Origin of the sequence: Shewanella atlantica (assembly GCF_003966265.1) — a bacterium.
Lineage (GTDB): Bacteria > Pseudomonadota > Gammaproteobacteria > Enterobacterales > Shewanellaceae > Shewanella > Shewanella atlantica.
On record NZ_RXNV01000001.1, the window covers coordinates 867,039 to 891,623 of the forward strand.

The 24,585-nt window shown below is 48.1% G+C and carries 22 protein-coding genes; 9 read left to right on the forward strand and 13 right to left on the reverse strand.

The genetic code is table 11. From position 1 onward, the window contains the following. Window positions 1-175 precede the first annotated feature (175 nt). From EKG39_RS03730 to EKG39_RS03765, 8 genes are all read right to left on the reverse strand, one after another. The gene (locus EKG39_RS03730) at window positions 176-1,462 is read right to left on the reverse strand and encodes an NAD(P)/FAD-dependent oxidoreductase (RefSeq protein ID WP_126504322.1); all 1,287 of its coding nucleotides are present in this window, start codon (window positions 1,460-1,462) and stop codon (window positions 176-178) included. A gap of 171 nt (window positions 1,463-1,633) precedes the next feature. Continuing rightward, window positions 1,634-2,461 (reverse strand): ABC transporter permease subunit, encoded by an 828-nt coding sequence (locus EKG39_RS03735; protein WP_126504324.1) that lies wholly within the window; start codon window positions 2,459-2,461, stop codon window positions 1,634-1,636. Then, window positions 2,458-3,363: an ABC transporter permease subunit gene (locus EKG39_RS03740; protein ID WP_126504326.1), complete on the reverse strand. Its 906-nt coding sequence runs from the start codon at window positions 3,361-3,363 to the stop codon at window positions 2,458-2,460. The genes EKG39_RS03735 and EKG39_RS03740 overlap by 4 nt, the downstream gene beginning before the upstream one ends. An 11-nt stretch (window positions 3,364-3,374) precedes the next feature. Next, complete coding sequence (gene potA / locus EKG39_RS03745) at window positions 3,375-4,511, reverse strand: polyamine ABC transporter ATP-binding protein (protein WP_126504328.1); 1,137 nt, start codon at window positions 4,509-4,511, stop codon at window positions 3,375-3,377. Window positions 4,512-4,612: 101 nt separating this feature from the next. Continuing rightward, window positions 4,613-5,713: a polyamine ABC transporter substrate-binding protein gene (locus EKG39_RS03750; protein WP_126504330.1), complete on the reverse strand. Its 1,101-nt coding sequence runs from the start codon at window positions 5,711-5,713 to the stop codon at window positions 4,613-4,615. A 331-nt stretch (window positions 5,714-6,044) separates the two neighbouring features. Next, window positions 6,045-7,394 (reverse strand): glutamine synthetase family protein, encoded by a 1,350-nt coding sequence (locus EKG39_RS03755; protein WP_126504332.1) that lies wholly within the window; start codon window positions 7,392-7,394, stop codon window positions 6,045-6,047. Window positions 7,395-7,399: 5 nt separating this feature from the next. Then, window positions 7,400-8,161, reverse strand: coding sequence for a gamma-glutamyl-gamma-aminobutyrate hydrolase family protein (locus tag EKG39_RS03760; RefSeq protein ID WP_126504334.1), 762 nt, complete (start codon window positions 8,159-8,161; stop codon window positions 7,400-7,402). A gap of 654 nt (window positions 8,162-8,815) precedes the next feature. Beyond that, window positions 8,816-9,364, reverse strand: a complete 549-nt coding sequence (locus EKG39_RS03765) for a cupin domain-containing protein (RefSeq protein WP_126504336.1) — start codon at window positions 9,362-9,364, stop codon at window positions 8,816-8,818. 202 nt (window positions 9,365-9,566) lie between these two features. Here EKG39_RS03765 and EKG39_RS03770 point away from each other — a divergent pair, with 202 nt between their 5' ends. Then, window positions 9,567-10,874, forward strand: a complete 1,308-nt coding sequence (locus EKG39_RS03770) for an NAD(P)/FAD-dependent oxidoreductase (RefSeq protein WP_126504338.1) — start codon at window positions 9,567-9,569, stop codon at window positions 10,872-10,874. A 594-nt stretch (window positions 10,875-11,468) separates the two neighbouring features. Here EKG39_RS03770 and EKG39_RS03775 read toward each other — a convergent pair. The 3 genes from EKG39_RS03775 to cyaB all read right to left on the reverse strand — a co-directional run bounded on the left by EKG39_RS03775 (window position 11,469) and on the right by cyaB (window position 13,490). Next, entirely contained in the window at window positions 11,469-11,894 is a 426-nt protein-coding gene (locus EKG39_RS03775) for a GNAT family N-acetyltransferase (RefSeq protein WP_126504340.1), read from the reverse strand. Window positions 11,895-11,992: 98 nt separating this feature from the next. Further along, complete coding sequence (locus EKG39_RS03780; RefSeq protein WP_126504342.1) at window positions 11,993-12,451, reverse strand: GNAT family N-acetyltransferase; 459 nt, start codon at window positions 12,449-12,451, stop codon at window positions 11,993-11,995. Window positions 12,452-12,929: 478 nt separating this feature from the next. Continuing rightward, window positions 12,930-13,490 carry a class IV adenylate cyclase gene (gene cyaB / locus EKG39_RS03785; RefSeq protein WP_126504344.1) on the reverse strand — a complete coding sequence of 187 codons (561 nt, stop codon included), beginning with the start codon at window positions 13,488-13,490 and terminating at the stop codon, window positions 12,930-12,932. A 265-nt stretch (window positions 13,491-13,755) separates the two neighbouring features. Between cyaB and rihA the strand changes: the two genes are divergently transcribed. The 3 genes from rihA to EKG39_RS03800 all read left to right on the forward strand — a co-directional run bounded on the left by rihA (window position 13,756) and on the right by EKG39_RS03800 (window position 17,385). Next, window positions 13,756-14,691, forward strand: coding sequence for a pyrimidine-specific ribonucleoside hydrolase RihA (rihA, locus tag EKG39_RS03790; protein WP_126504346.1), 936 nt, complete (start codon window positions 13,756-13,758; stop codon window positions 14,689-14,691). A 194-nt stretch (window positions 14,692-14,885) separates the two neighbouring features. Further along, window positions 14,886-15,791 (forward strand): ribokinase, encoded by a 906-nt coding sequence (gene rbsK, locus EKG39_RS03795; protein ID WP_126504348.1) that lies wholly within the window; start codon window positions 14,886-14,888, stop codon window positions 15,789-15,791. A 391-nt stretch (window positions 15,792-16,182) separates the two neighbouring features. After that, window positions 16,183-17,385, forward strand: a complete 1,203-nt coding sequence (locus EKG39_RS03800; protein ID WP_425470132.1) for a dicarboxylate/amino acid:cation symporter — start codon at window positions 16,183-16,185, stop codon at window positions 17,383-17,385. Between the two features lie 61 nt (window positions 17,386-17,446). Here EKG39_RS03800 and EKG39_RS03805 read toward each other — a convergent pair whose 3' ends face one another. Then, the gene (locus EKG39_RS03805; RefSeq protein WP_126504350.1) at window positions 17,447-18,958 is read right to left on the reverse strand and encodes an aldehyde dehydrogenase; all 1,512 of its coding nucleotides are present in this window, start codon (window positions 18,956-18,958) and stop codon (window positions 17,447-17,449) included. Between the two features lie 337 nt (window positions 18,959-19,295). On the opposite strand from EKG39_RS03805, the gene aptA reads away from it, so the two are divergent. From aptA to EKG39_RS03825, 4 genes are all read left to right on the forward strand, one after another. Continuing rightward, window positions 19,296-20,633, forward strand: a complete 1,338-nt coding sequence (aptA, locus tag EKG39_RS03810; RefSeq protein WP_126504352.1) for an omega-aminotransferase AptA — start codon at window positions 19,296-19,298, stop codon at window positions 20,631-20,633. Between the two features lie 103 nt (window positions 20,634-20,736). Continuing rightward, window positions 20,737-22,227 (forward strand): CoA-acylating methylmalonate-semialdehyde dehydrogenase, encoded by a 1,491-nt coding sequence (locus EKG39_RS03815; protein ID WP_126504353.1) that lies wholly within the window; start codon window positions 20,737-20,739, stop codon window positions 22,225-22,227. A 75-nt stretch (window positions 22,228-22,302) separates the two neighbouring features. Continuing rightward, complete coding sequence (locus EKG39_RS03820; protein WP_126504355.1) at window positions 22,303-22,665, forward strand: cupin domain-containing protein; 363 nt, start codon at window positions 22,303-22,305, stop codon at window positions 22,663-22,665. Window positions 22,666-22,822: 157 nt separating this feature from the next. Beyond that, on the forward strand, window positions 22,823-23,542 hold the full coding sequence (locus tag EKG39_RS03825; RefSeq protein ID WP_126504357.1) for a TorF family putative porin: 720 nt from the start codon (window positions 22,823-22,825) through the stop codon (window positions 23,540-23,542). Window positions 23,543-23,613: 71 nt separating this feature from the next. Here EKG39_RS03825 and EKG39_RS03830 read toward each other — a convergent pair whose 3' ends face one another. Next, window positions 23,614-23,796, reverse strand: a complete 183-nt coding sequence (locus EKG39_RS03830; protein ID WP_126504359.1) for a hypothetical protein — start codon at window positions 23,794-23,796, stop codon at window positions 23,614-23,616. 414 nt (window positions 23,797-24,210) lie between these two features. Here EKG39_RS03830 and EKG39_RS03840 point away from each other — a divergent pair, with 414 nt between their 5' ends. Further along, on the forward strand, window positions 24,211-24,555 hold the full coding sequence (locus tag EKG39_RS03840; protein ID WP_126504361.1) for a DUF3634 family protein: 345 nt from the start codon (window positions 24,211-24,213) through the stop codon (window positions 24,553-24,555). The last annotated feature ends 30 nt before the right edge of the window (window positions 24,556-24,585 follow it).

Genomic DNA, 24,585 nt, shown 5'->3' on the forward strand with positions numbered 1-24,585 from the left:
ACTAATAAACTTACGAATAGAAAGAGGAATGTCTTTGTGCCTGTATTAAAAATAGCAGGCTTGAGAACGAGTGCCATTGCTAATTGAATGAATTAGCAAGCTTTTGATTTATTTGATGGAAGGATTAGCCTCGACAGAAGGTCGAGGCTGATTGATTTTACCAAGTCGGAATATATCAGATCCCCAACTTATCCCTCATGGTGTAGTACCAGGCGCCTATGGCACTGAAGGGGATCTTGAACATATGTCCGCCGGGGAACGGATAATGAGGCAGACCGGCAAAGGCATCGAACCTCGTCGCCTGTCCATGTATCGCCTCGGCCAATATCTTGCCCGCCAGATGGGTATAGGTCACCCCATGTCCGCTGCAGCCCTGTGAATAGTAGACGTTATCGCCAATACGCCCAACCTGAGGCAAGCGTGACAGGGTTAGCAGGAAATTCCCCGTCCAGGTGTAATCTATCTTCACATCTTTTAGCTGAGGGAAGGTCTCCAACATCTTAGGGCGGATGATAGCTTCGATATTGGCTGGATCCCGCGCACCGTATACCACACCACCTCCGTAAATAAGACGCTTATCACCCGAAAGCCTGAAATAATCGAGTAGATAGTTACAATCTTCTACACAGTAGTCTTGAGGTAATAAGCTCGCCGCCAATTCATCACTGAGTGGCTCAGTGGTCACCACCTGTGTGCCACAAGGCATAGACTTAGCCTGCAGCTGTGGCATTAACCCATTGAGGTAGGCATTACCCGCTACCACGACAAACTTAGCCTTAACCGAACCTTTAGCTGTGTGAACGACCGGGCTATCACCCTGCTCGACCTTAATCACCGCCGAGTCTTCAAATATCTTGCCGCCCAATGACTCTACGGCATGAGCTTCACCCAAGGCGAGGTTGAGTGGATGAATATGTCCGCCACTCTTATCGAGCAGCCCACCGACATAACGTTCAGAGTCGACGACGGAACGGATCCCTTTACCATCGAGCAGCTCCAGATGCCCCATATGACCATGCTTCTCCCACAGCGCTTTTTGCGCCTCGAGATGGCCCATCTGTTTAGGGTTTATCGCGGCAAACACACCGCCATTTTTAAGATCGCACTGAATATTATATTTATGGATCAATTCCTTGATAATGCGCGAGCCTTCAAATGCCATCTCGCCAAACAACTTTCCGTTCTCTTTGCCTACGGTTTTTTCAATCGAGTCGATATCACGACTGAAGCTATTCACTATCTGACCGCCGTTACGGCCCGAAGCGCCCCAACCAATACGTGCGGCTTCGAGTACTGTGACACTAAAGCCGAGTTCTAACAGATGTATTGCCGTCGATAGCCCGGTATATCCGGCGCCTATGATGCAAATATCGGCCTCAACATTGTCTGCCAATTGAGAACGTTCAACTTTATCGTTTGCTGAAGCTGCATAATAGGATTCTGCGTGAGGTACACTGCTCATTTCTCTGCCCTACCTTGTTATCTGTTTGGCCATATAGTCTGCCTCTATCTTCTTACCTGAGGCTTTGCTATTGAGACCAAGTTATATGGATAAGTGTGCCGATCATTGACTGTTCATATGACGACACACTTCTTTTAAATCTTACTGAACCTTTCTCGCCTTCTTAACCACTTACATCGCTGGCGGAAGGCTCTTCTTGTCACTTCGACGAGCGAAGTACCAGGAGATAAATGCAATCAAGGAGACTGTTAAAATAATAAGTGTCGCCAAAGCATTAATCTTAGGTGAGACCCCCATACGTACTGAGGAGAACACCACCATAGGTAACGTCGTCGCACCCGGTCCCGATGTAAAACTGGCGATAACCAAGTCATCCAACGAGAGGCTGAACGACAGTAACCAACCCGCCATCAATGAGGGAGATATCATAGGAACCGTGATATAGAAAAAGGTCTTAAACGGGGTTGCACCCAGATCTTGAGCCGCCTCCTCTATGGATTGATCCAGCTCCCGAAGGCGCGCCGATACCACCACGGCCACATAGGCGGCGCAGAACGTCGAATGCGCAAGCCATACCGTAAACATCCCCCGCTCGGCTGGCCAACCGAAGGTGTCGGCCATATGCACAAACAGTAACAGCAGTGACAAACCCGTGATCACCTCAGGCATAACCAGTGGCGCAGTGATCATGCTCGACAGTGTCATCTTTCCCCATGAGCGGGAGAAGCGCGTCATCACAAATGCTGCCATAGTCCCGAGTATCACAGCCATCGATGAGGCAAAAAATGCCACTCGTAAACTGGTCCACACCGCATCTAATATCTGCTGATCACGAAACAGCTCGCCATACCATTTAGCGGAGAACCCGCCCCAGACCGTCACCAGTTTCGACTCGTTAAATGAGTAGAAGATTAAGATAAACATAGGGACGTAGAGGAAGAACATTCCAGCCCAAAGCATTATGGTAGAAAAACTTAACTTATCCTTTAGGCTACTCATGCGTCTTTCTCCATACTTCTGGACTGATAACGGTGAAACAGGGTTATCGGAATAATCAACAGACCCAACATCACGATGGCGAGCGCAGATGCGACGGGCCAGTCTCGGTTATTGAAGAACTCCTGCCACAACACCTTACCTATCATCAGAGAGTCCGGACCACCGAGCAGTTCAGGAATAACAAACTCGCCAACCACAGGAATAAAGACCAACATAGAACCGGCAATCACGCCCCCTTTAGACAGTGGAAGAGTGATCTTCCAAAAGGTATTCATGCTTCTGGAACCTAGATCCGATGCCGCCTCTAACAGGCTGCCATCGAGCTGAGAAAGCGTGGCATACAGGGGCAAGATCATAAACGGAAGATAGCTATAGATGATGCCGATATAGACCGCAAAGTTAGTGTTCAACATCTGAATAGGTTCGGAGATAACCCCAAGCCAGAGGAGTAGATTGTTGATCAAGCCGTTATTACTCAGTATTCCCATCCAGGCGTATACCCGAATAAGAAAAGAGGTCCAGGAGGGCAACATCACCAGCAGAATCAACAAGGTTTGCTGTTGTTTCGGCGCCCTGGCAATCGCATAAGCCATAGGGTAGCCAATCAAGAGGCAACCTAAGGTCGTTACACAGGCCATTTTCAATGAGCCCAGATAAGCATAGATATAGAGACTGTCATCGAAAATGAGCAGGTAATTACCTATGTTCAGCAGGATCTGCAGAGATTCATCGGCGTAATTGAACAGTGACTCATAGGGCGGAATGGAGATAGCGGCCGTAGAAAAACTAATTTTCAGAACGATAGCGAATGGCAGTGCAAAGAAGAGTAATAACCAGAAATAGGGAACTCCTATCGTCCAGCATTGGCCTTTTGGCAATCTAAACTTTAATGGTTTTTTCATGATATGCCCCCCTATGATCTGAGGACCACACCGCTGGTGGCCTCCCAACTGATGAAGACCTTATCTTTCCATGTGGGAGGATCGGAGCGTCTATCCCGGTTAGTCATCACAGACTGGATAACCTGATCGTTAGCGAGGCGAATATAATAGACAGAGATGCCGCCCAGATAGGCTATATCCTCAACCTCACCATGACACCAGTTATATTCATGTTGCGGCTGCTCACGACTGATGCGGGCTTTTTCGGGTCTCACGGCTAGCCAGACCTGCTTATCTTCCACGTTGGTCGATACACCGTGGCCAATATAGAATTTCTGCTCCAGCTTTGGGGACTCGATGATGGCGTGATCCGCTTCATCCTCAACGATCTCACCTTCGAACAAGTTCACCGAACCGATAAACTCGGCCACCATTCTTGATGACGGACTCTCATAGATATCCATCGGAGATCCGGTTTGGGCTATCCACCCCTCATTCATGATAGAGATGCGCTCGGCCATGGTCATCGCCTCCTCTTGATCGTGGGTCACCATTACGCAGGTCACACCCACCTCTTCAAGAATATCGACCACCTCCAGCTGCATCTGAGTTCGCAGCTTCTTATCCAATGCCCCCATCGGCTCATCGAGCAGCAGTAACTTAGGACGCTTCGCCAGTGAACGGGCTAAGGCGACACGTTGACGTTGACCACCGGAGAGCTGAGCAGGCCTACGCTTGGCATACTGCTCCATATGTACCAACTTAAGCATCTCTTTAACGCGGGAGGCGATCTCATCCTTAGGCAATTTATCCTGCTTCAAACCAAATGCGATATTTTGTTCCACCGACATATGGGGAAACAGAGCATAGGATTGAAACATCATGTTGATAGGACGTTCATGGGGAGGCATATCGGTAATATCTTCACCATCGAGATAGATACGGCCCTCTGTGGGCTTTTCAAAGCCAGCCAACATGCGCAGCAGTGTCGACTTACCGGAGCCGGAACCGCCTAATAGCGCGAAAATTTCCCCTTGATTGATGTTTAGTGAAACATCATCGACGGCACGAACTTCATCGAATAACTTACTGACCCGCTCAATCTTCAGCAGGACTTTTGCTTGCGTCTTTGTTGTTGGTTTGTTGGTGACGCCCGAGGTACTAGCCATATAACTTCTCCACAAAAGGCACCTCTCTACAGGTACCTACGGCAATTTAAACGTGTTGAAAGGTGAAACGGGGGCAAGCATGGCTTGCCCCTCGGGGAGTGTTAGTAACCTGACTTGACCTTAGTCCAGACTCGAGTCAGTGCACGCTGTGCCTTCATCGGGCGAACCTCACCCACGTAAAGACGCTTCAGAACCTCTTCAGTCGGATAGATACCCGGGTCGTTACGGATCTCATCATCAACTAAGTCTTGCGCCGCAGCGTTTGGATTGGCATAAGAGACATAGTTCGAGATAGGGGCTATCACCTCAGGACGAAGCAGATAGTTGATAAACGTATGCGCATTGCTCACGTTAGCGGCATCGGCGGGAATAGCCAACATATCGAACCAGAGGTTGGCACCCTCTTTTGGTATCGAGTAACCGATAACATGGCCGTTTTCAGCTTCTTCGGCGCGGGTAGCTGCCTGTAAGATATCGCCTGAATAACCGACCGCGACACAGAGATCGCCATTGGCAAGATCAGTGATGTAACGTGATGAATGGAAGTAGGTGATATGTGGACGAATGGCTTCTAACACTTCACCGGCACGCTTAAAGTCGGCCTTACTGCTGCTGTTCGGATCCAGGCCTAAGTAGATAAGCGCCATAGGCACCATCTCATCGGCCGAATCGAGGAACGACAGACCACACTTAGAGAGCTTCGATGCATACTTAGGGTTAAAGATAAGTTCTAAAGAGTCGACAGGTGCATCTTCGCCCAACACCTCTTTCACTTTCGCCTCGTTATAACCGATACCGTTTGTTCCCCAAAGATAAGGCACGGCATATTGGTTACCCGGATCGGCAGTTTGCAGCTGAGTCATCAGCTCTGTATTCAGGTTCTTATGATTAGGCAGCAGGTTTGAGTCCAGCTTCTGAAATGCGCCGGCTTTAATTTGCTTGGCCAGGAAGCTATTAGAGGGTACGACAATATCGTAGCCGGAACGGCCAGACAGTAACTTAGCTTCAACGACTTCATTACTATCGAACACATCATAAACCACACGAATGCCGGTCTCTTTTTCAAAATTAGCCAAGGTATCTTCGGCAATATAATCGGACCAGTTATAGACCCGAACTTCCTCTTGCGCCATCAGATTACTGCTTGCCAATACACCTGCACCCAGTAGTGCTATTGTCGTCATCTTCTTTAAAAGCTTCATGCTATCTCCTTGATTTAGCGTAGCAGCCGTGAGTCACATCACCGCTGTCTGTCATTGTGTTACCGGTAATATCCGGATTTAGTTTTAGTTTTTAACCAATGCTACACCTTAAAACCGCATCGGCAGTGTGCTACTGCTCTACAGCTAACGTACCCTTGTGCATTCCTGTTAATGGCAACAAGCATCCTGATACGAAATCTTAAATTCCTCCGATTATTTATCTGGCGATCCAACCCCAATTGGATCTTCAGTCACACTCTATTTAGTCACACTCTCTTGAGTCTTTAGCCTTCAATATGAGGGGGCACGACATTCGGGCTCCCTCAAAAAATCAGACGGTGAGTAACAGGAACTCTCGCTCCCACGAGCTGATAACGCGTTTATAGCTGGCAAGGTCGGCCTGCTTCACCGCGATATAACCCATGGTAAATGCTTCCCCCAAATACTCGCGACACGCCATGCTTTCAGACATAACGCCTAACGCTTCTTCTAATGTCAGGGGAAGACTTATGCTTTGGCGTGATTCATTGGCTCGCCCTTGAACGGGTGTCGAAGGTTTTACATCTTCAACCATACCGATATAGCCACATAACAGGCTCGCGGCTATCGACAGATAACTGTTCGAATCGGCACCGGCAATACGGTTTTCGACGCGCAGGTTCTGCGGTGAAGACTCTGGAATTCGCAGACCACAGGTGCGGTTCTCTTCACCCCACTCGAGATTAATCGGTGCAGATGTGCCAGGTAGGAAACGTCTGAAGGAGTTCACATTCGGGGCTAACAGAGGCAAGAGTTCTGGTATGAATTTCTGTAATCCACCGATATAACTGAAGAAAAGCGGGCTCTTAGTGCCATCTTTCATCGAGAAAATATTCAGCCCCGACTTAACATCTACAATACTCTGATGCAGGTGCATGGCACTGCCGGGCTCGTCTGCGACGGGCTTGGCCATAAAGGTGGCGCAGACACCATGCTTAAGTGCCGCTTCTTTGAGAGTGCGCTTAAATACGAAGACCTGATCCGCCATAGACAGAGCATCGCCATGGCTGAAGTTAATCTCCATCTGAGCAGTGCCCTCTTCATGGATAAGGGTATCGATATCCAATCCCTGTAATTCACACCAATCGTACATATCTTCAAACAGCGGATCATACTCATTGGCCGCATCAATCGAGAAAGATTGTCTGCCCGACTCTTGACGACCCGAGCGTCCAACAGGTGGGATAAGAGGCTGATCAGGATCTTCATTACGGCGAGTGAGGTAAAACTCCATCTCAGGTGCGACGACCGGCTTCCAGCCTTTATCATCATAGAGTTTCAGCACTTTCTTCAGCAGATTTCGAGGTGACAACTCGATAGGATTCCCCATCTTATCGTAAGTATCATGGATGACCTGAGCGGTCGCCTCTATGGTCCAGGGCAGCTTAAATACTGCACTCTCATCGGGAACACAGACAAAATCGATGTCTGCATTATCCAGCAGAGCATCATAGGGTTCATCTTCGACATAATCACCGGTCACCGTCTGCAATAGCACGCTTTCCGGCATACGCATCCCTTTCTCATCGATAAACTTGGCCACAGGGGCGATCTTACCCCTGGCAATCCCAGTCATATCGCTGATCACACATTCAACTTCGGTAATTTTTTGTTCGTTTAAATAAGCGGTTAACTTTTTCATTATTTTTATCTCACTCGGGTCTTTGCTCGACGCTCACAGGCATCACTAAACGCATTAAAAATGGAGGTGTAAAAAGGGTTATCGAGCACCTTCCATTCAGGGTGCCACTGCACGCCCAGAGCAAAGTTTTTTGCATCTTTAATAGAGAATGCCTCAACTAAACCGTCTGGTGCGTATGCTTCTGGCCGTAACCCGACTCCGAGACGATCTACGCCTTGAGTATGCACAGAGTTAACCTCTGCAGAGCTACGGCCCCATGCCTCGTGAAGCAGTCCTCCAGGTTCTATCTGTACCTCATGGGAGATCCCATATTGCACATCGACAGCCGCACTCTTATCTTCACGGTGTTCGATAAACCCGCCCACTTGATGCAACTTCTGATGCAAAGTGCCGCCATACACGACGTTCATCTCCTGAAATCCACGGCAGATAGCCAGAACAGGAATACCGGCATCTATTGCCGCCTTTAACAGAGGCAGCGTCGTCGCGTCTCGTTTGGGATCATGGTGAGTGTCAGCTTCGCTTGCCTCACCTTGAAAGTGATGTGGTTCGATATTTGAAGGAGAGCCGGTAAAGAGAATGCCGTCTAAGCGAGGCAAAATAAGCTCACTAGGGCAATGACCCAGCGAAGGAATAACCAAGGGCCAGGCCTTAGTTGCATCAGCAATAGCAAGAAGGTATTTCTCGCCCACAATATTAAAAGGATGTAAGCCTAACTTCTGATTGCACGCCGTCACCCCAATGACAGCAAGCCCTGCATCCGACATAAATCACCTATTTGGTTATATTTTTATAGTTTTTAATAAGAGTTTTTATATAAGTTTTTAATAAGAGTTTTTATATGAGTTCTTATTAGCGAACACCTCTTAACCCTCTGTTCACTTTTTCAAACACTACACTGAAAATTGAGCACAGGCAAGAGGAGATATGAATACAGTTCAAAATGACATCAACAACAAAATAACATCAATAAAATTCAACAAGATAGAGGCTCAAGCAAAATATAGGGATAAGAAGAATTTCAATTTATTCTTGACCAGCAGCGGGAAAGGCCTGAGTTCCACACCATGACAGGCATCACAAAAAACGGTTGATATTGACCAATATTATTTACAACAGAGGTTCCTGAAGTAGATCAAAATGTCGATTTTCTCAGTGAAAAATGAGCAGCTTTTGAGTGGATTCAGCATAAAATACTAAAATGAGGTGAGTAAATTTAAAGCCTGTTCGGGAAACAGCACAATCTAAAAATAATCGTCGGGGAGAATATCAGGAAAATAGATAAGCACAGAGAGAAAACAGTGAAGTGACGACAGGGGATATTCCCATCTACCGCCACTATCAAATTAAGTTTCCAGCTTTAGGCCGAGCTGTATTTTATGCTTTACAAGACTGCTAAATATGAAGGCCGCTCAGGGCTGTTAAAAGTTTGCCGGCGTGGTCGCACTAACGATACGGCAGTTTTCATCGAACGGGTTTCTGAATCTATGGGGCGTCTCGCTGTTGAAGTAATAGCTGTCTCCGGCTTCGAGAATAAACACCTCTTCACCTACGGTAAGTTCAAACTTACCTTCGATAACCATGGCAGCCTCTTCGCCTTCATGTTTGAGCATCTCTTCGCCTGTGTCGGAGCCTGGAGGATAGGTCTCGTTCATCACTGACATCGCCCGATTGGGGTAGTCTCTGCCCACCAGCTTATAATCTAAATTGCCATCACCGATATCGAGAAGTTCATCGCTGCGATACACCACCTTTTGCTCACTGCCACCGCTATCTTCCATAGAAAAAAAGTCCACCAGCGACATAGGCAGTCCCGATAGCACTTTTTTCAAAGAGCTGACAGACGGGCTCACACTGTTCTTCTCAATCATAGAGATAGTGCTATTGGTCACTCCGGCTCTTTTCGCAAGTTCGCGTTGCGAAAGGCCTTTTAGTTTACGGACAGCCTTCAGGCTAGCTCCAATATCCAAATGCATCTCTCCTGTTAACGTACAATATTGATTAAAGTGTTCAAATTATATTACATAGTAATTTGTATCAAACAAAAAAGCATGTTAAATATAATCAACACCCGTGAATTATATATGACTCAGACCAAAAGTATACCGTCTTAAGTCCCTTTAATTCTTAGGAATGAATACTCAATAACAACAATTATAATTTGGAGAGATGATGCAAGCTAAAAGTCCAGTGCACAGTGACATGTATCCGTCATCATACTATTTAAACACGGCAAAAGAGCTCTATGAACATCCGCAACTCAGGGAGCGAATCGATGTCGACGTCTGTGTCGTAGGTGGTGGTTTCAGCGGTATTAACACGGCTATCGAACTGGCGCAGAAAGGTTTTAATGTTGCACTACTGGAAGCGAAGCGTATCGGCTGGGGGGCATCAGGCAGAAATGGCGGCGAGCTTATCCGTGGCATTGGTCATAATATTGAACAGTTCAAAAACGTCATTGGCGATGAAGGTGTCAGCGCCATTAACCAAATGGGCTTCGAGGCGGTGGATATCGTCAGACAACGTGTCGCCGAACATAACATCGACTGTAACCTTCGCATGGGCTATTGCGATCTGGCCATGCGTCCACGGCATATGACCGAGTTAAAACAAGACTTTGAAGATCTTGTCTCTCAGGGGCGAGGTGAAGGCTTCACCCTGTTAGAGAAAAAGGATATGGGAAAGGTCATAGGCTCAAACCGTTATGAGGGGGCACTGGTCGATATGAATAGCGGTCACCTGCACCCGTTAAACTTAGCGTTGGGAGAGGCCCGCGTCGCCAGAGAGTTGGGCGTAAAGATGTTTGAATACAGCGCCGCGCAGAAGATCATCAAGGGTGATAAACCTAAAGTCATCACCGAGCATGGCGAGGTAAACTGTCAGTATCTGGTACTGGCGGGCAACGCCTACATCGGCCATAAGCTCGATGGCTATGTCGGCGGCAAGGTACTCCCGGCCGGCAGCTATCTGCTGGCCACCGAGCCCCTCACCGATGAACAGTGCAAAGATATCATCCCTCAGGATATGGCCTTTGCCGATATGCGTATCGATCTCGACTACTTCCACCTGTCGGAAGATAATCGCCTGCTATTCGGCGGCCTGTGTACCTACTCAGGCAAAGATCCCAAGGATATCGAGGCCGCATTGCGCCCTAACCTCGAGAAGGTCTTCCCGCAACTCAAGGGGGTCAAAATCGATTTCGAATGGGGAGGCATGATAGGCATAGGGGCTAACAGGCTGCCTCAAATCGGACGTCTGCCGGACTGCCCTAACATCATGTATGCCCAGGCCTATTCCGGCCATGGGGTAAACGCCACTCATATGGCAGCGAAACTTATCGCCGAAGCATTATCGGCTCAGGCAGGTCGTTTCGATATCTTCGATAAGATACAGCATATGACCTTCCCCGGAGGGCCAACATTCAGATCGCCCATGCTGGCAGCAGGGATGCTATATCATAGGTTTTTGGATATCTTTTGATATCCAGTTTTGGCCCACTTGTCGGATAACAAGTTTCAAGTATCTTTTATTGGTTCTTTGGGCTGATTGGGTACTTTGTAAATGTGGTATTTGGTAAGTGTGCTAACTACCAAAGCCTCATTGGTATGTATTGCTTGCTGCATGTGCTGTATAGGGATATACGAATGTCGTAATCACATGGATGTGAATGAACGACCTTTAGTACAAGCAATCTCTCGGTACGCTGTGAATATATCCCTATACGCTCTGCGGTTTCAAACAAACTCCCCGTTTAAAAGCCAGTTCGGCATCCATGCCTCTCGCTCGAAGAGTTTCACCTAGTGAAATCTCGCCTTGAAACCGAAGTCCACAGCCGCACCTACACCTGACTCAGGTTTCGAGAAAGTTATCTCTTCGATTTAGGAAGTTCTGTCTGTAGAACGGTTTTGGACAGAAACACGTTAGAGTTTAGCCTCTAACTGAAAGGACTTTGATTAGGGAAAGTATGACTACCCCAAATGTAGTTACGCCCTCGTTAACGGGCTAAATATAGTTGGCTAAAATTGGAACAAAGTGACAAAAGCCAACTGTATTTTATCCTTGTTTAACCGCCTGTTATATATCTTTGGCCAAAAAGTAAGTTGTGTGCCCTTTTGGTATATTTTCTAGTTCACCATAAACACGGTAACCTAACTTTTCGTAAAATGGCTTAGCTTGAAAATCTAGCGTTTCAGTACGAATTTGGTGAAGACCTTTTTCTTTTGCGAAATCTTCTAGTTGATGCATTAGTTTTGAGCCAACACCACTACCTCGCGTTTCTTCTGACAACCAGAGCAACTCAAGGACACAATAACTCCAAACTACACTTGCTTGAATCCCACCAACTATATCGCCACTGTCATTTCGCACAATGAGAGCAAAACGAAACCCCGAATCAAAAGCACTATCATTAGGCAAAAATTGCTCATTGAATGCTGCAATACCGTCACCGATTGCTTTCAACTCTTCTTCTGAAGGTGAAACTGATAATTTTACTTTCAATTGATACTCCATCACTAAAACTAGGGTGAGCTATAACGCTTCAAACAGCGGCGCGCTTTAGCGCGTCCAGCCACGAAGTGGCGCTGCTGTTTGACTTGTTAGAGTTCATTGGCACATAACCTCATCTCTAAATGTAAGTCTTGCATTGGTACACCACGAATTCTCTCGCATAGTTTATCGGGGTCTTCAATAAAGCCCAGTGATTTCCAAAAGGCCTCTGATGAAGTTGGCATACACTGAATTGATATTTTCTCCGCATTCACTTTTTTTGCTTCATCGATCAATGAGGTAGCGAGATGCCTGCCGATCCCTTTGCCTCTATATCGCGGTTCTACAGTTAAAATATCTATTTCGAAACATGAAGAAAACTGCCATTTCACAAGTAATGCAACTGCCCTTGAATCTAACTCAACGATATAGAGCTTATCTTCCGAGACGGAGTTCGCGATAATATTCCAGTTACAGAAGAACCCTTCGCCGGACTCAATTTCTTCATCCTTTAACCATTTATAAAGGTCTCTTAAATGCGCTTCTGTAGGATTTTTTACGATCTTCATTTTAAATCTCTAACAGCTTATTCAATAGCAGCACGATAACGTTCTTGGCTGCTCGACTATTTAGGTAAAACTATCATCTACAACCCTTTGCTGCAAAAGGATTATTTTCCATTTCATGAAGAAAAACATTCAGAACTGTTCGGTAAAAAGATGCGTGGGGGTTTACGAGGTCTGCATAACACTTCACAGGGTTTAGTAATAAGCTGATATTTAAAAGATAAAGTCAAATCGAAGATAGAAAACAACCCGGTGTAGATACGACAGAGGGTATCGAAAACAAGGATGTTTTCGCTAAGCGGCCATGGAAGGCTTCACAGCGTCCCGAAGGCGTATCTACACATTCCCTCGCTGGAAGCGATAAATACCTATGAAGGTACGACCTTCAATCACACCACCCAATACCAAACGAACCAAAGAAAAAAATGTAACCAGCTTCATTCCAAACTAAACTACACCTGATGTGAAACCAGCCTGAAAGCTAGTTCGGATGACTACTCATCTCACAAGTCTGTAACTCGCGATAAGAGCGGGTTTCAAGCTGGGATGAATCCAGCCCCAGAGTTGCTGCCAGCTCTAAAAGCTGCTCTCTGTACCCGGACAACCTATGCTCATCATCGGTCATGATGGCCAGCTCGGCAAAGTCCCCTATCCCTTCGAGGTGATCCACTGTGGCATGAAACTCCCCCAGAAAGTAGATACTGCGGGTCTTCTTCATCTCTAATACCCGTGTAAAGCCCATGGTTTGTAGCATGCTGCAGGCTTTCTCTACATCGGTAATATTCACCGCCTCGCATCGGTCAGCCTCGGGGCCTTTTACAATCCAGAGCTTGATCCCCGAAGGCTGCATATTGCGGATACAAACACTCTTGTTTTGACTCTTTAATTCGCCCCCCGGCAGGTCGAAATAACTATCATGCTCCAGATTATCTTCCAGCATGATCTCAGGGCGCATCGACTTAAGCCGCGACAGAAACTGCACTCTTGATGGTAGGCGATACTTAAACTCCACCTCATACCTGCCTTTAAAGTGCTCTGTCATGATCTGTTCCTACCTAAGTTTTTGGTTGAATAAAGTTGAGTAAATGAGCCGAATATTAACTGTGAGCTGCATTATAAACGCTATGATTCACTAACTTGGCAAACTTGAGTGTTTTTTGTGACACCTGATTGCGGGACATAATTACCTATAGGCTAACCTTAATATGGCTTTAATGACTCTTGTCTCACAAAAATAACAACTAGCGTAGGCGGGAGATTAATCTGTCGTGCTAACCTGCATCTTAGTCAAATGAAGGAGTATGACCATGACACGCCCAATTATTCTCGATTGTGATCCGGGACATGATGACGCAATAGCGCTCATTCTCGCCTTAAGCACCGATGCATTCACCCCACTTGCGGTAACGACCAGTGCCGGTAACCAAACACCGGATAAGACCCTGAATAACGCCTTAAGGGTATTGACGCTATTAGGTCGCAGCGATATTCCGGTCGCTGGCGGAGCCCAAAAGCCCTTAGCCAGAGAGTTGATCATCGCCGATAACGTTCACGGCGAAACCGGACTGGATGGCCCAGAGCTTCCAGATCCCGGCTTCGACCCTGTCTCTATTACCGCCATAGAGCTGATGGCGTTGAAACTCAGAGAGAGTCAGACTCCGGTAACCTTAGTACCGACAGGCCCACTCACCAATATCGCCATCCTGCTCACCAGTCATCCTGAGCTTCACGATAAAATAGAACGTATCGTGTTGATGGGCGGCGCCGCAGGCGTCGGTAACTGGACGCCGGCCGCAGAATTTAATATCTACGTCGATCCCGAAGCGGCAGATATCGTCTTCAAATCAGGCATTCCTATTACCATGTGCGGCCTGGATGTTACCCACGAAGCACAGATCATGGACGAAGACATAGAGCGGATCCGCGCAATCGATAATCCTATCGCAGTGTGTGTGGCAGAGTTGCTGGATTTCTTCATTCTGTACCACAGAGATCCTAAGTGGGGCTTTACCGGAGCACCGCTGCATGACCCTTGTACGATTGCCTGGCTGCTTAAGCCGGAACTGTTTCAGGCTCAGGATTGCTGGGTAGGCATTGAGACAAAAGGCGAGCATACTCAAGGGATGACCGTAGTCGACCGCCATCAACTCACGGGTAATGAAGCCAATGCCAAGGTGTTGTTTAATCTGGACAGACAAGGTTTTGTCGATCTGTTAGTTGAACGCCTGCAGGCATATAATTAATAACCGGACAATAATTAGTTTAGCGTAAACAGGCATACAGTAATTAGACAGACAAGGGTCTGTCTATCTGCCTGGTAGTTGAACGGTTACAAGCTTATAACTGATATTTAGCCAGATATCTGCCAATCGATTTGTAAAGCGATCGGCTGATTGAGTTAGATTGAGTACAGGATTTAGAAAGTAAGGGGAAGACCATGAGCAGACTCGTCATTTTAGGCAGCGCTAACGCCGACCATGTGATGTCATTCGAATATCTGCCAGCCCCCGGACAGACCCTGATGAGCAAGGATTATCGGCTCGAGCACGGCGGCAAAGGGGCAAATCAGGCCGTTGCCTGTGCCAGATTGCGCCAACCGGGAAACAGAGTCGATTTTATCTGCCACCTGGGTGCCGACGGCATTGCCGAACAGATGAGTCAGAGTTGGTGTGATGATGGTATTCACCCCGAAGGGATCACTAAAGTCGATGGACAAAGCACCGGCACGGCGATGATATTTGTTGGGGCTGATGGCGAGAACAGTATCGGGGTTTCACTGGGCGCCAACGCCAGCTTGACCACTGAGGCACTCGCGCAGCACCAGATGCTATTAGTAGATGCCGATTGGCTACTGGTGCAACTGGAAACACCGACAACAACCGTGGCTCAAGCGCTCAAATCGGCGAAAAAACATGGGGCTAATACCCTGCTTAATCCCGCTCCTGCGACCGTGCTCGGCACAGAGATCTACAAATGGGTCGATATTATCACCCCAAACGAGACTGAAGCGGAGACGATAACAGGAATAGAGGTCACCGACGAAAAGACAGCCAAGCTCGCGGCGCAAATGCTTCACCAACTGGGACCCGATACGGTGATCATCACCTTAGGCTCCCGAGGTGCATATTTAAGCTGCCAAGAATTCGAGGGCATAGTCGCTGGCGTCGATGTTAAACCTGTCGATACCGTCGCCGCAGGTGATACATTTAACGGGGCCTTGATGGTGGCGCTGAGTGAAAATCTGCCGATGCGCGATGCGGTAGAGTTTGCCAATCACGCTGCAGCCATAGCAGTAACCCGACGCGGAGCGCAGAGAAGTATCCCCTACCGCCGCGAGCTGTAAACGTCCTAAAAAATTGAGAAGCTGTCAGCTTGATTGCTTCTCAGTCTATCCAACTAATAGTCGTAACTCTCCATCCACCCGACTCAGCCCAAACTCTGAACTTTCCGACCCGCTCTTTTAACCGCTCAGATTAGCAGCAAAGAATAGAGATATCGAAATTCTTGCCACACATAGACGCTCAGAATTAACGATTAAACAAAATTACCGTGCATTTTTTACAGATAAATCAGTCATGACCGACTAATATTAAAGATCAATGTTTTTACCTCCTGGATAAGTGCTGTTTCACAGTGCCTGATACACTTGTGTGATAACTTTACGCCCCCTTCAAAAAAGCTTAACAGATCAGTTCAATAACGGAGCTAGCGTGGCAATTCGAGATAAAAAATTAATGCACAACATAGGTATTCAGGTGGTCATCGCCATGATAATTGGTGCATTAGTGGGCCTTTTCATGGGAGAAGGTGCCGCCATATTCGGGCCTCTGGGTACCATCTTTATTCATCTGATAAAGATGCTGGTCATCCCCTTGGTCGTGGTATCCATTATCGCCGGCGCAGCCAGCTTAGGTGACAGCCCCTCGGCGGGTAAAATAGGTGTCGGCACCTTTGCCTTCTTTATTATCACCTCGGGAGTTGCCGTCACACTCGCACTGGTCATGGGCAATATTTTCAAGCCCGGAGCCGGAGTAGACTTTAGTGCTCACGGTCAATCACTTACCCAGGTCACCGCAGAGCAAGGCGCACTTCCCGGCGCCATGGATACCCTGATTGGCATGATCCCAACCAATGTGTTCGAATCTATGACTTCGGGCAATATCCTGCAGATCTTGGTTTTTTGTATCTTCTTCGGTATCGCACTGAGTAAAGTGAAAGGCGATGGAGCCAAACCGATTATCAATGGTCTCAATACCATAGTTGAAGCCTTCGTATGGATGATCAACTGCGTGATGATCATCGCGCCAATCGGTGTCTTTGGCCTGATGGCAGAGTCTGTGGGGTCATTTGGCTTTCAGGCGCTTGAAGTGGTCTTGAAGTTATTCGTCGTATTTGTAGTTGCAATTCTTATCTATGCCTTCATCTTCTTCCCGCTGGTCGTGAAGTTTTTCTCAAACGTCCCGGCCATGAAGTTTGTCTCGGCGATGAAGAAACCTCAGGCGATGGCGCTTTCTACTGCATCATCTATGGCAACCCTGCCGGTCACCATGGAAACCTGTGAAGAGGAGCTCAATGTTTCAAAGGCGACCGCCGCCTTCGTACTGCCGCTGGGTGCGACCATCAATATGACGGGGAACGCTATCTACTATGGCCTGGTCGCCATGTTCTTCGCCCAGATGTATCACGTCGATCTGACCATGATGGCTTACGCCGCAATCATCTTTACCTCGACTTTAGGTGCTATCGGACAAGCCGGTGTACCGGGCCCATCCTTCCTGGTCGTTGCTGTACTGCTTGCTGCCGGGATCCCGATTGACGGGCTGCCACTGCTGTTCGCCCTGGACCGTATATTTGACATGATCCGTACCTCACTAAACATCACAGGCGACGCCGTCTGCGCCGTGGTGATGGATAGATTCAACCCGGAACATAAATAAACTAAGTTATGAGGTTCGAGGTTGTGAGGTTCTAGGACCTCGAACCTCGAACCTCGATTCTTCAGTCTAGTGCAATCCATGTTGCCTTGATCTCGGTGTACTTATCAAACGCATGCAGTGACTTGTCACGGCCGTTGCCCGACTGTTTATAACCGCCGAACGGTGCCGTCATGTCGCCGCCGTCATAGTGGTTAATCCAGACCATACCGCTACGCAACGCCTTAGCCGTCTTATGGGCCTTGCTGATATCCGATGTCCACACGCCGGCCGCCAGGCCATAGATACTGTCGTTACCTATCTCTATTGCCTGCTCCATGCCATCGAAGGTGATCACAGATAATACCGGACCAAAGATCTCCTCTTTAGCGATCGTCATCTGATTGTTTACTTCTGAGAAGATTGTAGGCTCGACATACACGCCACCACTCTCGGCCATCACCTGACCGCCGCCCTGAATAAGCTCAGCGCCCTCTTCGACACCGGCTCGAATATAGTTCAGTACATTGTCCAGCTGTTGCTTATCGACAACGGCGCCACAGGTCGTCTCTGGATCCAGTGGATGACCCGGTTGCCAGGCAAGCAGCTCTTTGGCAATTAATTCAAGCAGTTCATCTTTGACCCCAGCCTCGACCAGCAGGCGTGAACCAGCGGTACAGACCTCTCCCTGATTAAAGGCGATGGCGGACGCGGCGGCCTGCGCCGCTTTCTGCAGGTTCGGCGCATCGTTAAAGACAATATTAGGACTCTTGCCACCCGCCTCTAACCAAACCCGTTTCATGTTTGACTCGCCGGCGTAGACCATCAGCTGTTTAGCGATTTTAGTTGAGCCGGTAAATACCAGGGTATCCACATCCATATGCAGGGCCAATGCCTTGCCCACGGTATGACCAAAGCCCGGAAGCACGTTCAACACGCCCTTAGGGATCCCAGCCTCAACCGCTATCTGAGCCATGCGAATGGCCGTTAACGGTGACTTCTCAGAGGGTTTTAAGATGACACTGTTACCCGTCGCCAGCGCCGGGCCCAATTTCCAGCATGCCATCAGGATAGGGAAGTTCCACGGCACGATGGCCGCAACCACGCCAACAGGTTCGCGGGTGATCATGCCTATCTCATTGTGTGCCGTCGGGGCTATCTCATCATAAATCTTATCGATAGCCTCACCGGACCAACGAATAGCACGGGCAGCACCTGCCACATCGACACAGCCTGAATAGCGTATGGGTTTCCCCATGTCCAACGTTTCCAACAAGGAGAGCTCATCTTGATTCTGTTCGAGCAGTTCGGCGAAACGTATCATTATCTGCTTGCGCTTAACCGGTGGCAGAGCCGACCAACTCCCCTCATCGAATGCCTGCCTTGCACTTTTTACGGCAATATCGGCATCTTCCATCGAGCAGCTGGCAACGTGACAGAGTACCCGGCCATCTATGGGACTCACACACTCAAAGGTCTCACCCGATACCGATGGAAGGTATTCACCATCGATAAATGCAGAAGAGTTAATGCCCCCTTCGCTGATTAACTTATCGGCTAAGCTTTGCCATTGATTGCGATTTGTAGGTGTACTCATGATGACCTCTTAACGGGTAATTAATAACATTAGCTTCGCGTACGGATCCCTCTGATAGCGCTTTGCAGGTAAAGCATAAAGCCATTCTCGTTCGGAGAAACGCCTCAAACTCATTACCTATAAGTTCAAACTAAGCGCACAGTAAAGATTTGCAGATGACCAGATTACGCCTTTAGCGGGCCATTCTTCAATAGAAATTTCAATATATTTTACAAAATCGCACATTTTGCTATAAATAAATGAACAAAAAGCTTTCATGTTCATTATTTCTAACATAGCATGGAAAATATCAACCGCTCACAATAACAACGAATAATACTGAATCGGGGTATATGCTATGTCAGATAGTCAGACAAATATGCAAGGCGAAGCGCAATCACTTGAACACTACTGGATGCCGTTTACGGCAAACAGGCAGTTCAAATCGAAACCGAGACTGCTCGCCGAAGCACAAGGCATGTATTACAAAGATACCAAGGGCAGATCCGTACTCGATGGCACGGCAGGGCTATGGTGTTGTAATGCGGGTCATGGGCGCAAAGAGATCTCGCAGGCTGTCAGTAAACAGATCCATCAGATGGACTATGCTCCCTCATTTCAGATGGGGCATCCCCTTGCCTTCGAGCTGGCCGAGCGCCTGGCTCAGATAAGTCCTGAAGGGTTGAATAAGGTGTTCTTCACCAACTCCGGATCGGAGTCGGTCGACAGCGCTCTAAAAATTGCCATTAATTATCACAGAGCCAGAGGTGAATCGACCAGAACCCGTTTCATCGGTCGCGAGCTTGGCTATCACGGTGTCGGCTTCGGTGGAATATCTGTCGGCGGCATCGGCGGTAACCGTAAGACCTTCAGCCAGCAACTATTGCCGGGTGTCGACCATCTGCCCCATACATTAGATATGCAAGGCAACGCCTTCAGTCGTGGTATGCCTAAGACCGGAGCCGAAAAAGCGGACGTGTTGGAGCAGTTGGTTGCGCTTCACGGCGCTGAGAATATCGCCGCCGTGATTGTCGAACCTATGTCTGGTTCGGCCGGTGTGATTTTGCCACCGGAAGGCTACCTGCAAAGACTCAGAGAGATCACCAAAAAATATGGAATTTTGCTGATTTTTGATGAGGTGATCACCGGGTTTGGCCGCGTGGGCGATGCATTTGCCAGCCAGCGCTGGGGCGTCACGCCTGACATGATCACCACCGCTAAGGCGCTCAACAACGGGGCTATTCCCATGGGCGCCGTACTCATCGACGACGCCATCTATGATGCCAGCATGCAGGGCCCCGATGGTATCGAGCTGTTTCATGGCTATACCTATTCGGGTCACCCGGTCGCTGCGGCTGCGGCCATAGCAAGCTTAGATATCTACCAAAACGAGCAGCTTTTCGAGCGTAGCAGAGAGCTTGAAGGCTATTTCGAAGAGGCCGTTCATAGTCTCAAGGGACTGCCGAACATCATCGACATCCGCAACATAGGTTTAGTAGGTGGCATTCAATTCTCTCCCAGCGAAGAGGGGGTAGGAAAACGAGGCTTTGGTATTTTCGAACATTGCTTTGCTAATGGCACCTTAGTCAGAGCCACCGCAGATATTATCGCAATCTCCCCGCCATTAATCATCGATAAGCAGCAGATCGATCAGATAGTCAACACCTTAGGTGATGCTATCCGGGCTGTGGGTTAATAGCCAAATAATTTTAACGAACAGATATTTCAGGCGTGTAGAGCGCCTGGAATCGACACAAAATTATCATACCTGCAGTGCAGGAAATAAAGGATTAAGTAAGATGCAGACGATCACTCATTTCATCAACGGCAGCCATACTGAAACAAGCGAGCGCACGGCTCAGGTATTCGAGCCCGCCACCGGAGAGCAGAGCGCGACGGTATCTCTGGCCAGTGCGGTTGAGGTTGCCGGCGCGATTGAGTTGGCTAAGAGCGCACATAAGAGCTGGTCTCAGGTCTCACCGTTAAATCGTGCCAGAGTACTGTTTAAGTTCAAGGCATTGGTTGAAGACAATATCGATGAGTTAGCACAGCTCATCACCCGTGAACACGGCAAGGTATTAGACGATGCCAAGGGCGAGATAATTCGTGGCCTTGAGGTTGTCGAATTTGCCTGCGGCATTCCGCATCTGCTTAAAGGTGAGCACACCGAGCAGGTCGGTACCGGCGTCGATGCATGGCATGTGAATCAATCGCTCGGCGTCGTGGCCGGTATCGCTCCGTTCAACTTCCCGGTCATGGTCCCCATGTGGATGTTCCCTATCGCGATTGCCAGTGGTAACACCTTTATCATGAAGCCATCGGAAAAAGATCCGAGCTCAGTGATGCGCCTGGCCGAACTGCTTAGTGAAGCGGGTCTGCCCGATGGCGTGTTCAATGTCGTCAACGGTGATAAAGAGGCGGTCGATACCCTTCTGACTCATAGAGATATTCAAGCCGTCAGTTTTGTCGGCTCGACCCCCATCGCCGAGTACATCTATGAGACGGCGTCTAAACACGGTAAACGAGTACAGGCACTGGGTGGCGCGAAAAACCATATGTTACTCATGCCCGATGCCGATCTCGATCAAGCCGTCGGCGCTTTGATGGGCGCGGCCTACGGCTCAGCCGGAGAACGCTGTATGGCGATATCAGTGGTACTGGCGGTAGGCGACTCCGGCGATGCACTGGTTGAAAAACTGCTACCACAGATAAAAGCCCTGCGCGTGGGTAACGGAGTAACTCCGGAGATGGATATGGGACCTTTAATTTCCGCGCAGCATCTGGCCAAGGTCACCGACTATGTCGAAGCCGGTGTGGCAGAAGGTGCCACCCTGCTCGCCGATGGCCGGGAATTAACGGTTGCAGATCATGAGCAGGGATATTTCCTCGGTGGCTGCCTGTTCGATAACGTCACCCCCGAGATGACTATCTACAAGGAGGAGATCTTCGGTCCGGTACTCGCTATCGTCCGAGTCGACGATTACGCCGAGGCACTCGAACTCATTAACGAACATGAGTTTGGTAACGGCACCGCCATCTTTACCCAAAGTGGCGAGGCGGCAAGACATTTCTGCCATCACGTTCAGGTGGGTATGGTCGGCGTTAACGTGCCGATCCCCGTTCCTATGGCCTTCCATAGCTTCGGTGGCTGGAAGCGCTCACTGTTTGGTCCGCTACATATGCATGGACCCGATGGCGTTCGTTTCTATACCAAGCGCAAGGCTATTACTGCCCGCTGGCCAAAGCCTAAAAATGCTCAGGCAGAGTTTGTCATGCCAACCATGAAGTGATCATCACCAAGGTGCAGCTTGTCTGCGCCTTTACTATTTCCCCCTACTTGCTAACTCAGATGGAGATGACAGACCTTGAATATTGACTCAATCATTAATTTTTCGACCAGTCAGGCCGACATTGAAAATTTTAAACCGGAGCAGGAGAAGATCTTATCCGGCGAGCCACTACAACAGGTTGAAAACCACTACTCAAGCCCCTGCAAACAGTTTGATGCTGGCGTATGGAGTGGTGACAAAGGTGCCTGGAAGGTCAGTTACACCGAGCACGAATATTGCGAAATACTCGATGGCTCCAGCATCATCACAGATAGCAAGGGTAGCTCTATGCGGGTTAACCAGGGAGACAAGTTTGTTATCCCGGCCGGATTTAACGGCACATGGGAGGTTTTAGACACCTGTAAGAAAATCTATGTGGTCTTCCAACAGAAAAGCTGAAACACCACATAGTCTTAATAAATTGAAGTAGAGCTAGATTGAAACTTAAGTTTCATAACCGACACCATGAGGTACAGCAACTTAGCTGCTGTTTGGTACACATGATATGGACTCTTAGAAGTCATTTATGTCAATAAAGTAAAATGGAGAAACTACCGTGTATAAAAAATTCAATAAAAAACGGATTGCCCAGGTTACCGGCCTAACATTGGCTGCAGCGCTAATCTCACCTATGGTATCGGCAGAAGTATCGGGCGAAATTGGAGTCACCAGTGACTACCGTTTTCGCGGAGTATCACAAACAGCCGGTGACTTTGCCGTTCAGGGTGGCATCGACTACAGCGCCGATAATGGCTTTTTCGTAGGGGCGTGGGCCAGTAACGTTGATGATGAAAGTTATGATGCCGATGTAGAGATAGACATCTACGCCGGTTATTGGGGCGCTTTCGGGGAAGATGAAGAGTTCGAATACGATGTCACCCTGACCTACTACACCTACCCGGGGCAAGATGAGAGCACTAAATATTTAGAGGCAACGGTAGGATTTTACTTTGCGGGTTTCCACCTGGCACAGTGGTACACCAACGATTATGCCAACGCAGATGTAGACCTTCACTATACAGAGCTCAACTACTCCTATGAGTTTGTTGAAAACTGGAGTATCGATGCCCATGTGGGTTATAGCTATGGTGATGGAGCCGATCTTGATTGGGGCGAAGACTATATGGATTACTCCATTGGTGTCTCTACAGAGCTTGCAGGCGTAGGCTTGTCTCTGGCCTGGCTAGATACCAACCTTAGCGACGATAACATGATTGACTCCGGCGCATGGAAAAATGAAGGTACGGTATTAGCCACCGCCAGTTACGCATTCTAAAACGCCTTAATTCACATCATTATTTCAATAAAAAAACCGCCATCTGGCGGTTTTTTTATTGAGTCACAGCACTACTTTATATCATCGACTCGCGGCGTTTCGCCACGTATGACCTGCTGTTCCAGCCTTCGCCAGCACAGACCTAAATCGGTATGATTTTCACGACGTTCCGGGAAGGTTTTTGAGAGGCTTTCAATAAGCTCAGCCTGCCTGTGACATAGTTGAGCCCATTGCTCAGCATTAGATAGATGCATAGCGTTATCCTTAACTCTGATGAGAGAATAAAATAATCCTTATCTTCAATTGAGTCTAACAGAAACTCACCTAAACGTGATCAAATACCAACCATTATAAGAAAGTGATCTACTCAGAGTGACTTTTGGCAAACTAATTCAAGGCGAATGGATGAGACAATGGTGATCCCTTGTGAAATCATTCAACGCAGAAGTAGGCAGCCAAAAACACTCCTGAAAGGCGAGTTTTAGCGCATCCGATGCTGCGTTAACGAACTTAAACGTAGAATAACTATGCTTTTCACTCGTTGCCTTGCCTCAGAAGCGCTAAATTATCGCTGAGCGATCACATCTTTATATTGATTGGTATTATCTACTACCAAAACGTTAACGGCCGGAGTATCTTTAAGAAAACGAGTCTAAAAGGATGACTAAATGACCCCTACTGTATTAAAGATTATTTTTATCGCTATCGGGATTGTCCTCGCCTATAAATTGATATTCAGCGGTAAGAAGGGACTCACGATTTTTGAGATGCATTTTAAGGATGGCAGATTAGCCTCCCATAAAGGAAAGATCCCGGAGAAGTTTCAAAAAGAGTGCCGCGCTATCGCTAAGGCAGAGAAACTCACCTGTTCAGTAAAGTGTGAGAAAGCAGGCACTGTCAGACTACATGTATCGGCCAATGTCAGCGACGCTATCACCCAAAGGATCCGTAACCTGTTTCCATTCGAGTATTACGACAAGAAACAGGTCGACAACAGCCGTCAGGCGGGTTAAATAATAAGTGACTAGGCTCCAGGGTCTAGT

Excerpts from the sequence above, each read along its gene's own strand:
- EKG39_RS03840 (WP_126504361.1), top strand. The coding sequence starts at position 24,211 with ATGACCCCTACTGTATTAAAGATTATTTTTATCGCTATCGGGATTGTC.
- rbsK (WP_126504348.1), top strand. The coding sequence starts at position 14,886 with ATGAGCAGACTCGTCATTTTAGGCAGCGCTAACGCCGACCATGTGATG.
- EKG39_RS03755 (WP_126504332.1), bottom strand. The coding sequence starts at position 7,394 with ATGAAAAAGTTAACCGCTTATTTAAACGAACAAAAAATTACCGAAGTT.
- potA (WP_126504328.1), bottom strand. The coding sequence starts at position 4,511 with ATGGCTAGTACCTCGGGCGTCACCAACAAACCAACAACAAAGACGCAA.
- EKG39_RS03760 (WP_126504334.1), bottom strand. The coding sequence starts at position 8,161 with ATGTCGGATGCAGGGCTTGCTGTCATTGGGGTGACGGCGTGCAATCAG.
- EKG39_RS03770 (WP_126504338.1), top strand. The coding sequence starts at position 9,567 with ATGCAAGCTAAAAGTCCAGTGCACAGTGACATGTATCCGTCATCATAC.
- EKG39_RS03735 (WP_126504324.1), bottom strand. The coding sequence starts at position 2,461 with ATGAGTAGCCTAAAGGATAAGTTAAGTTTTTCTACCATAATGCTTTGG.
- EKG39_RS03730 (WP_126504322.1), bottom strand. The coding sequence starts at position 1,462 with ATGAGCAGTGTACCTCACGCAGAATCCTATTATGCAGCTTCAGCAAAC.
- EKG39_RS03815 (WP_126504353.1), top strand. The coding sequence starts at position 20,737 with ATGCAGACGATCACTCATTTCATCAACGGCAGCCATACTGAAACAAGC.
- EKG39_RS03740 (WP_126504326.1), bottom strand. The coding sequence starts at position 3,363 with ATGAAAAAACCATTAAAGTTTAGATTGCCAAAAGGCCAATGCTGGACG.
- aptA (WP_126504352.1), top strand. The coding sequence starts at position 19,296 with ATGTCAGATAGTCAGACAAATATGCAAGGCGAAGCGCAATCACTTGAA.
- EKG39_RS03780 (WP_126504342.1), bottom strand. The coding sequence starts at position 12,451 with ATGAAGATCGTAAAAAATCCTACAGAAGCGCATTTAAGAGACCTTTAT.
- EKG39_RS03750 (WP_126504330.1), bottom strand. The coding sequence starts at position 5,713 with ATGAAGCTTTTAAAGAAGATGACGACAATAGCACTACTGGGTGCAGGT.
- EKG39_RS03830 (WP_126504359.1), bottom strand. The coding sequence starts at position 23,796 with ATGCATCTATCTAATGCTGAGCAATGGGCTCAACTATGTCACAGGCAG.
- cyaB (WP_126504344.1), bottom strand. The coding sequence starts at position 13,490 with ATGACAGAGCACTTTAAAGGCAGGTATGAGGTGGAGTTTAAGTATCGC.
- EKG39_RS03805 (WP_126504350.1), bottom strand. The coding sequence starts at position 18,958 with ATGAGTACACCTACAAATCGCAATCAATGGCAAAGCTTAGCCGATAAG.
- rihA (WP_126504346.1), top strand. The coding sequence starts at position 13,756 with ATGACACGCCCAATTATTCTCGATTGTGATCCGGGACATGATGACGCA.
- EKG39_RS03800 (WP_425470132.1), top strand. The coding sequence starts at position 16,183 with ATGCACAACATAGGTATTCAGGTGGTCATCGCCATGATAATTGGTGCA.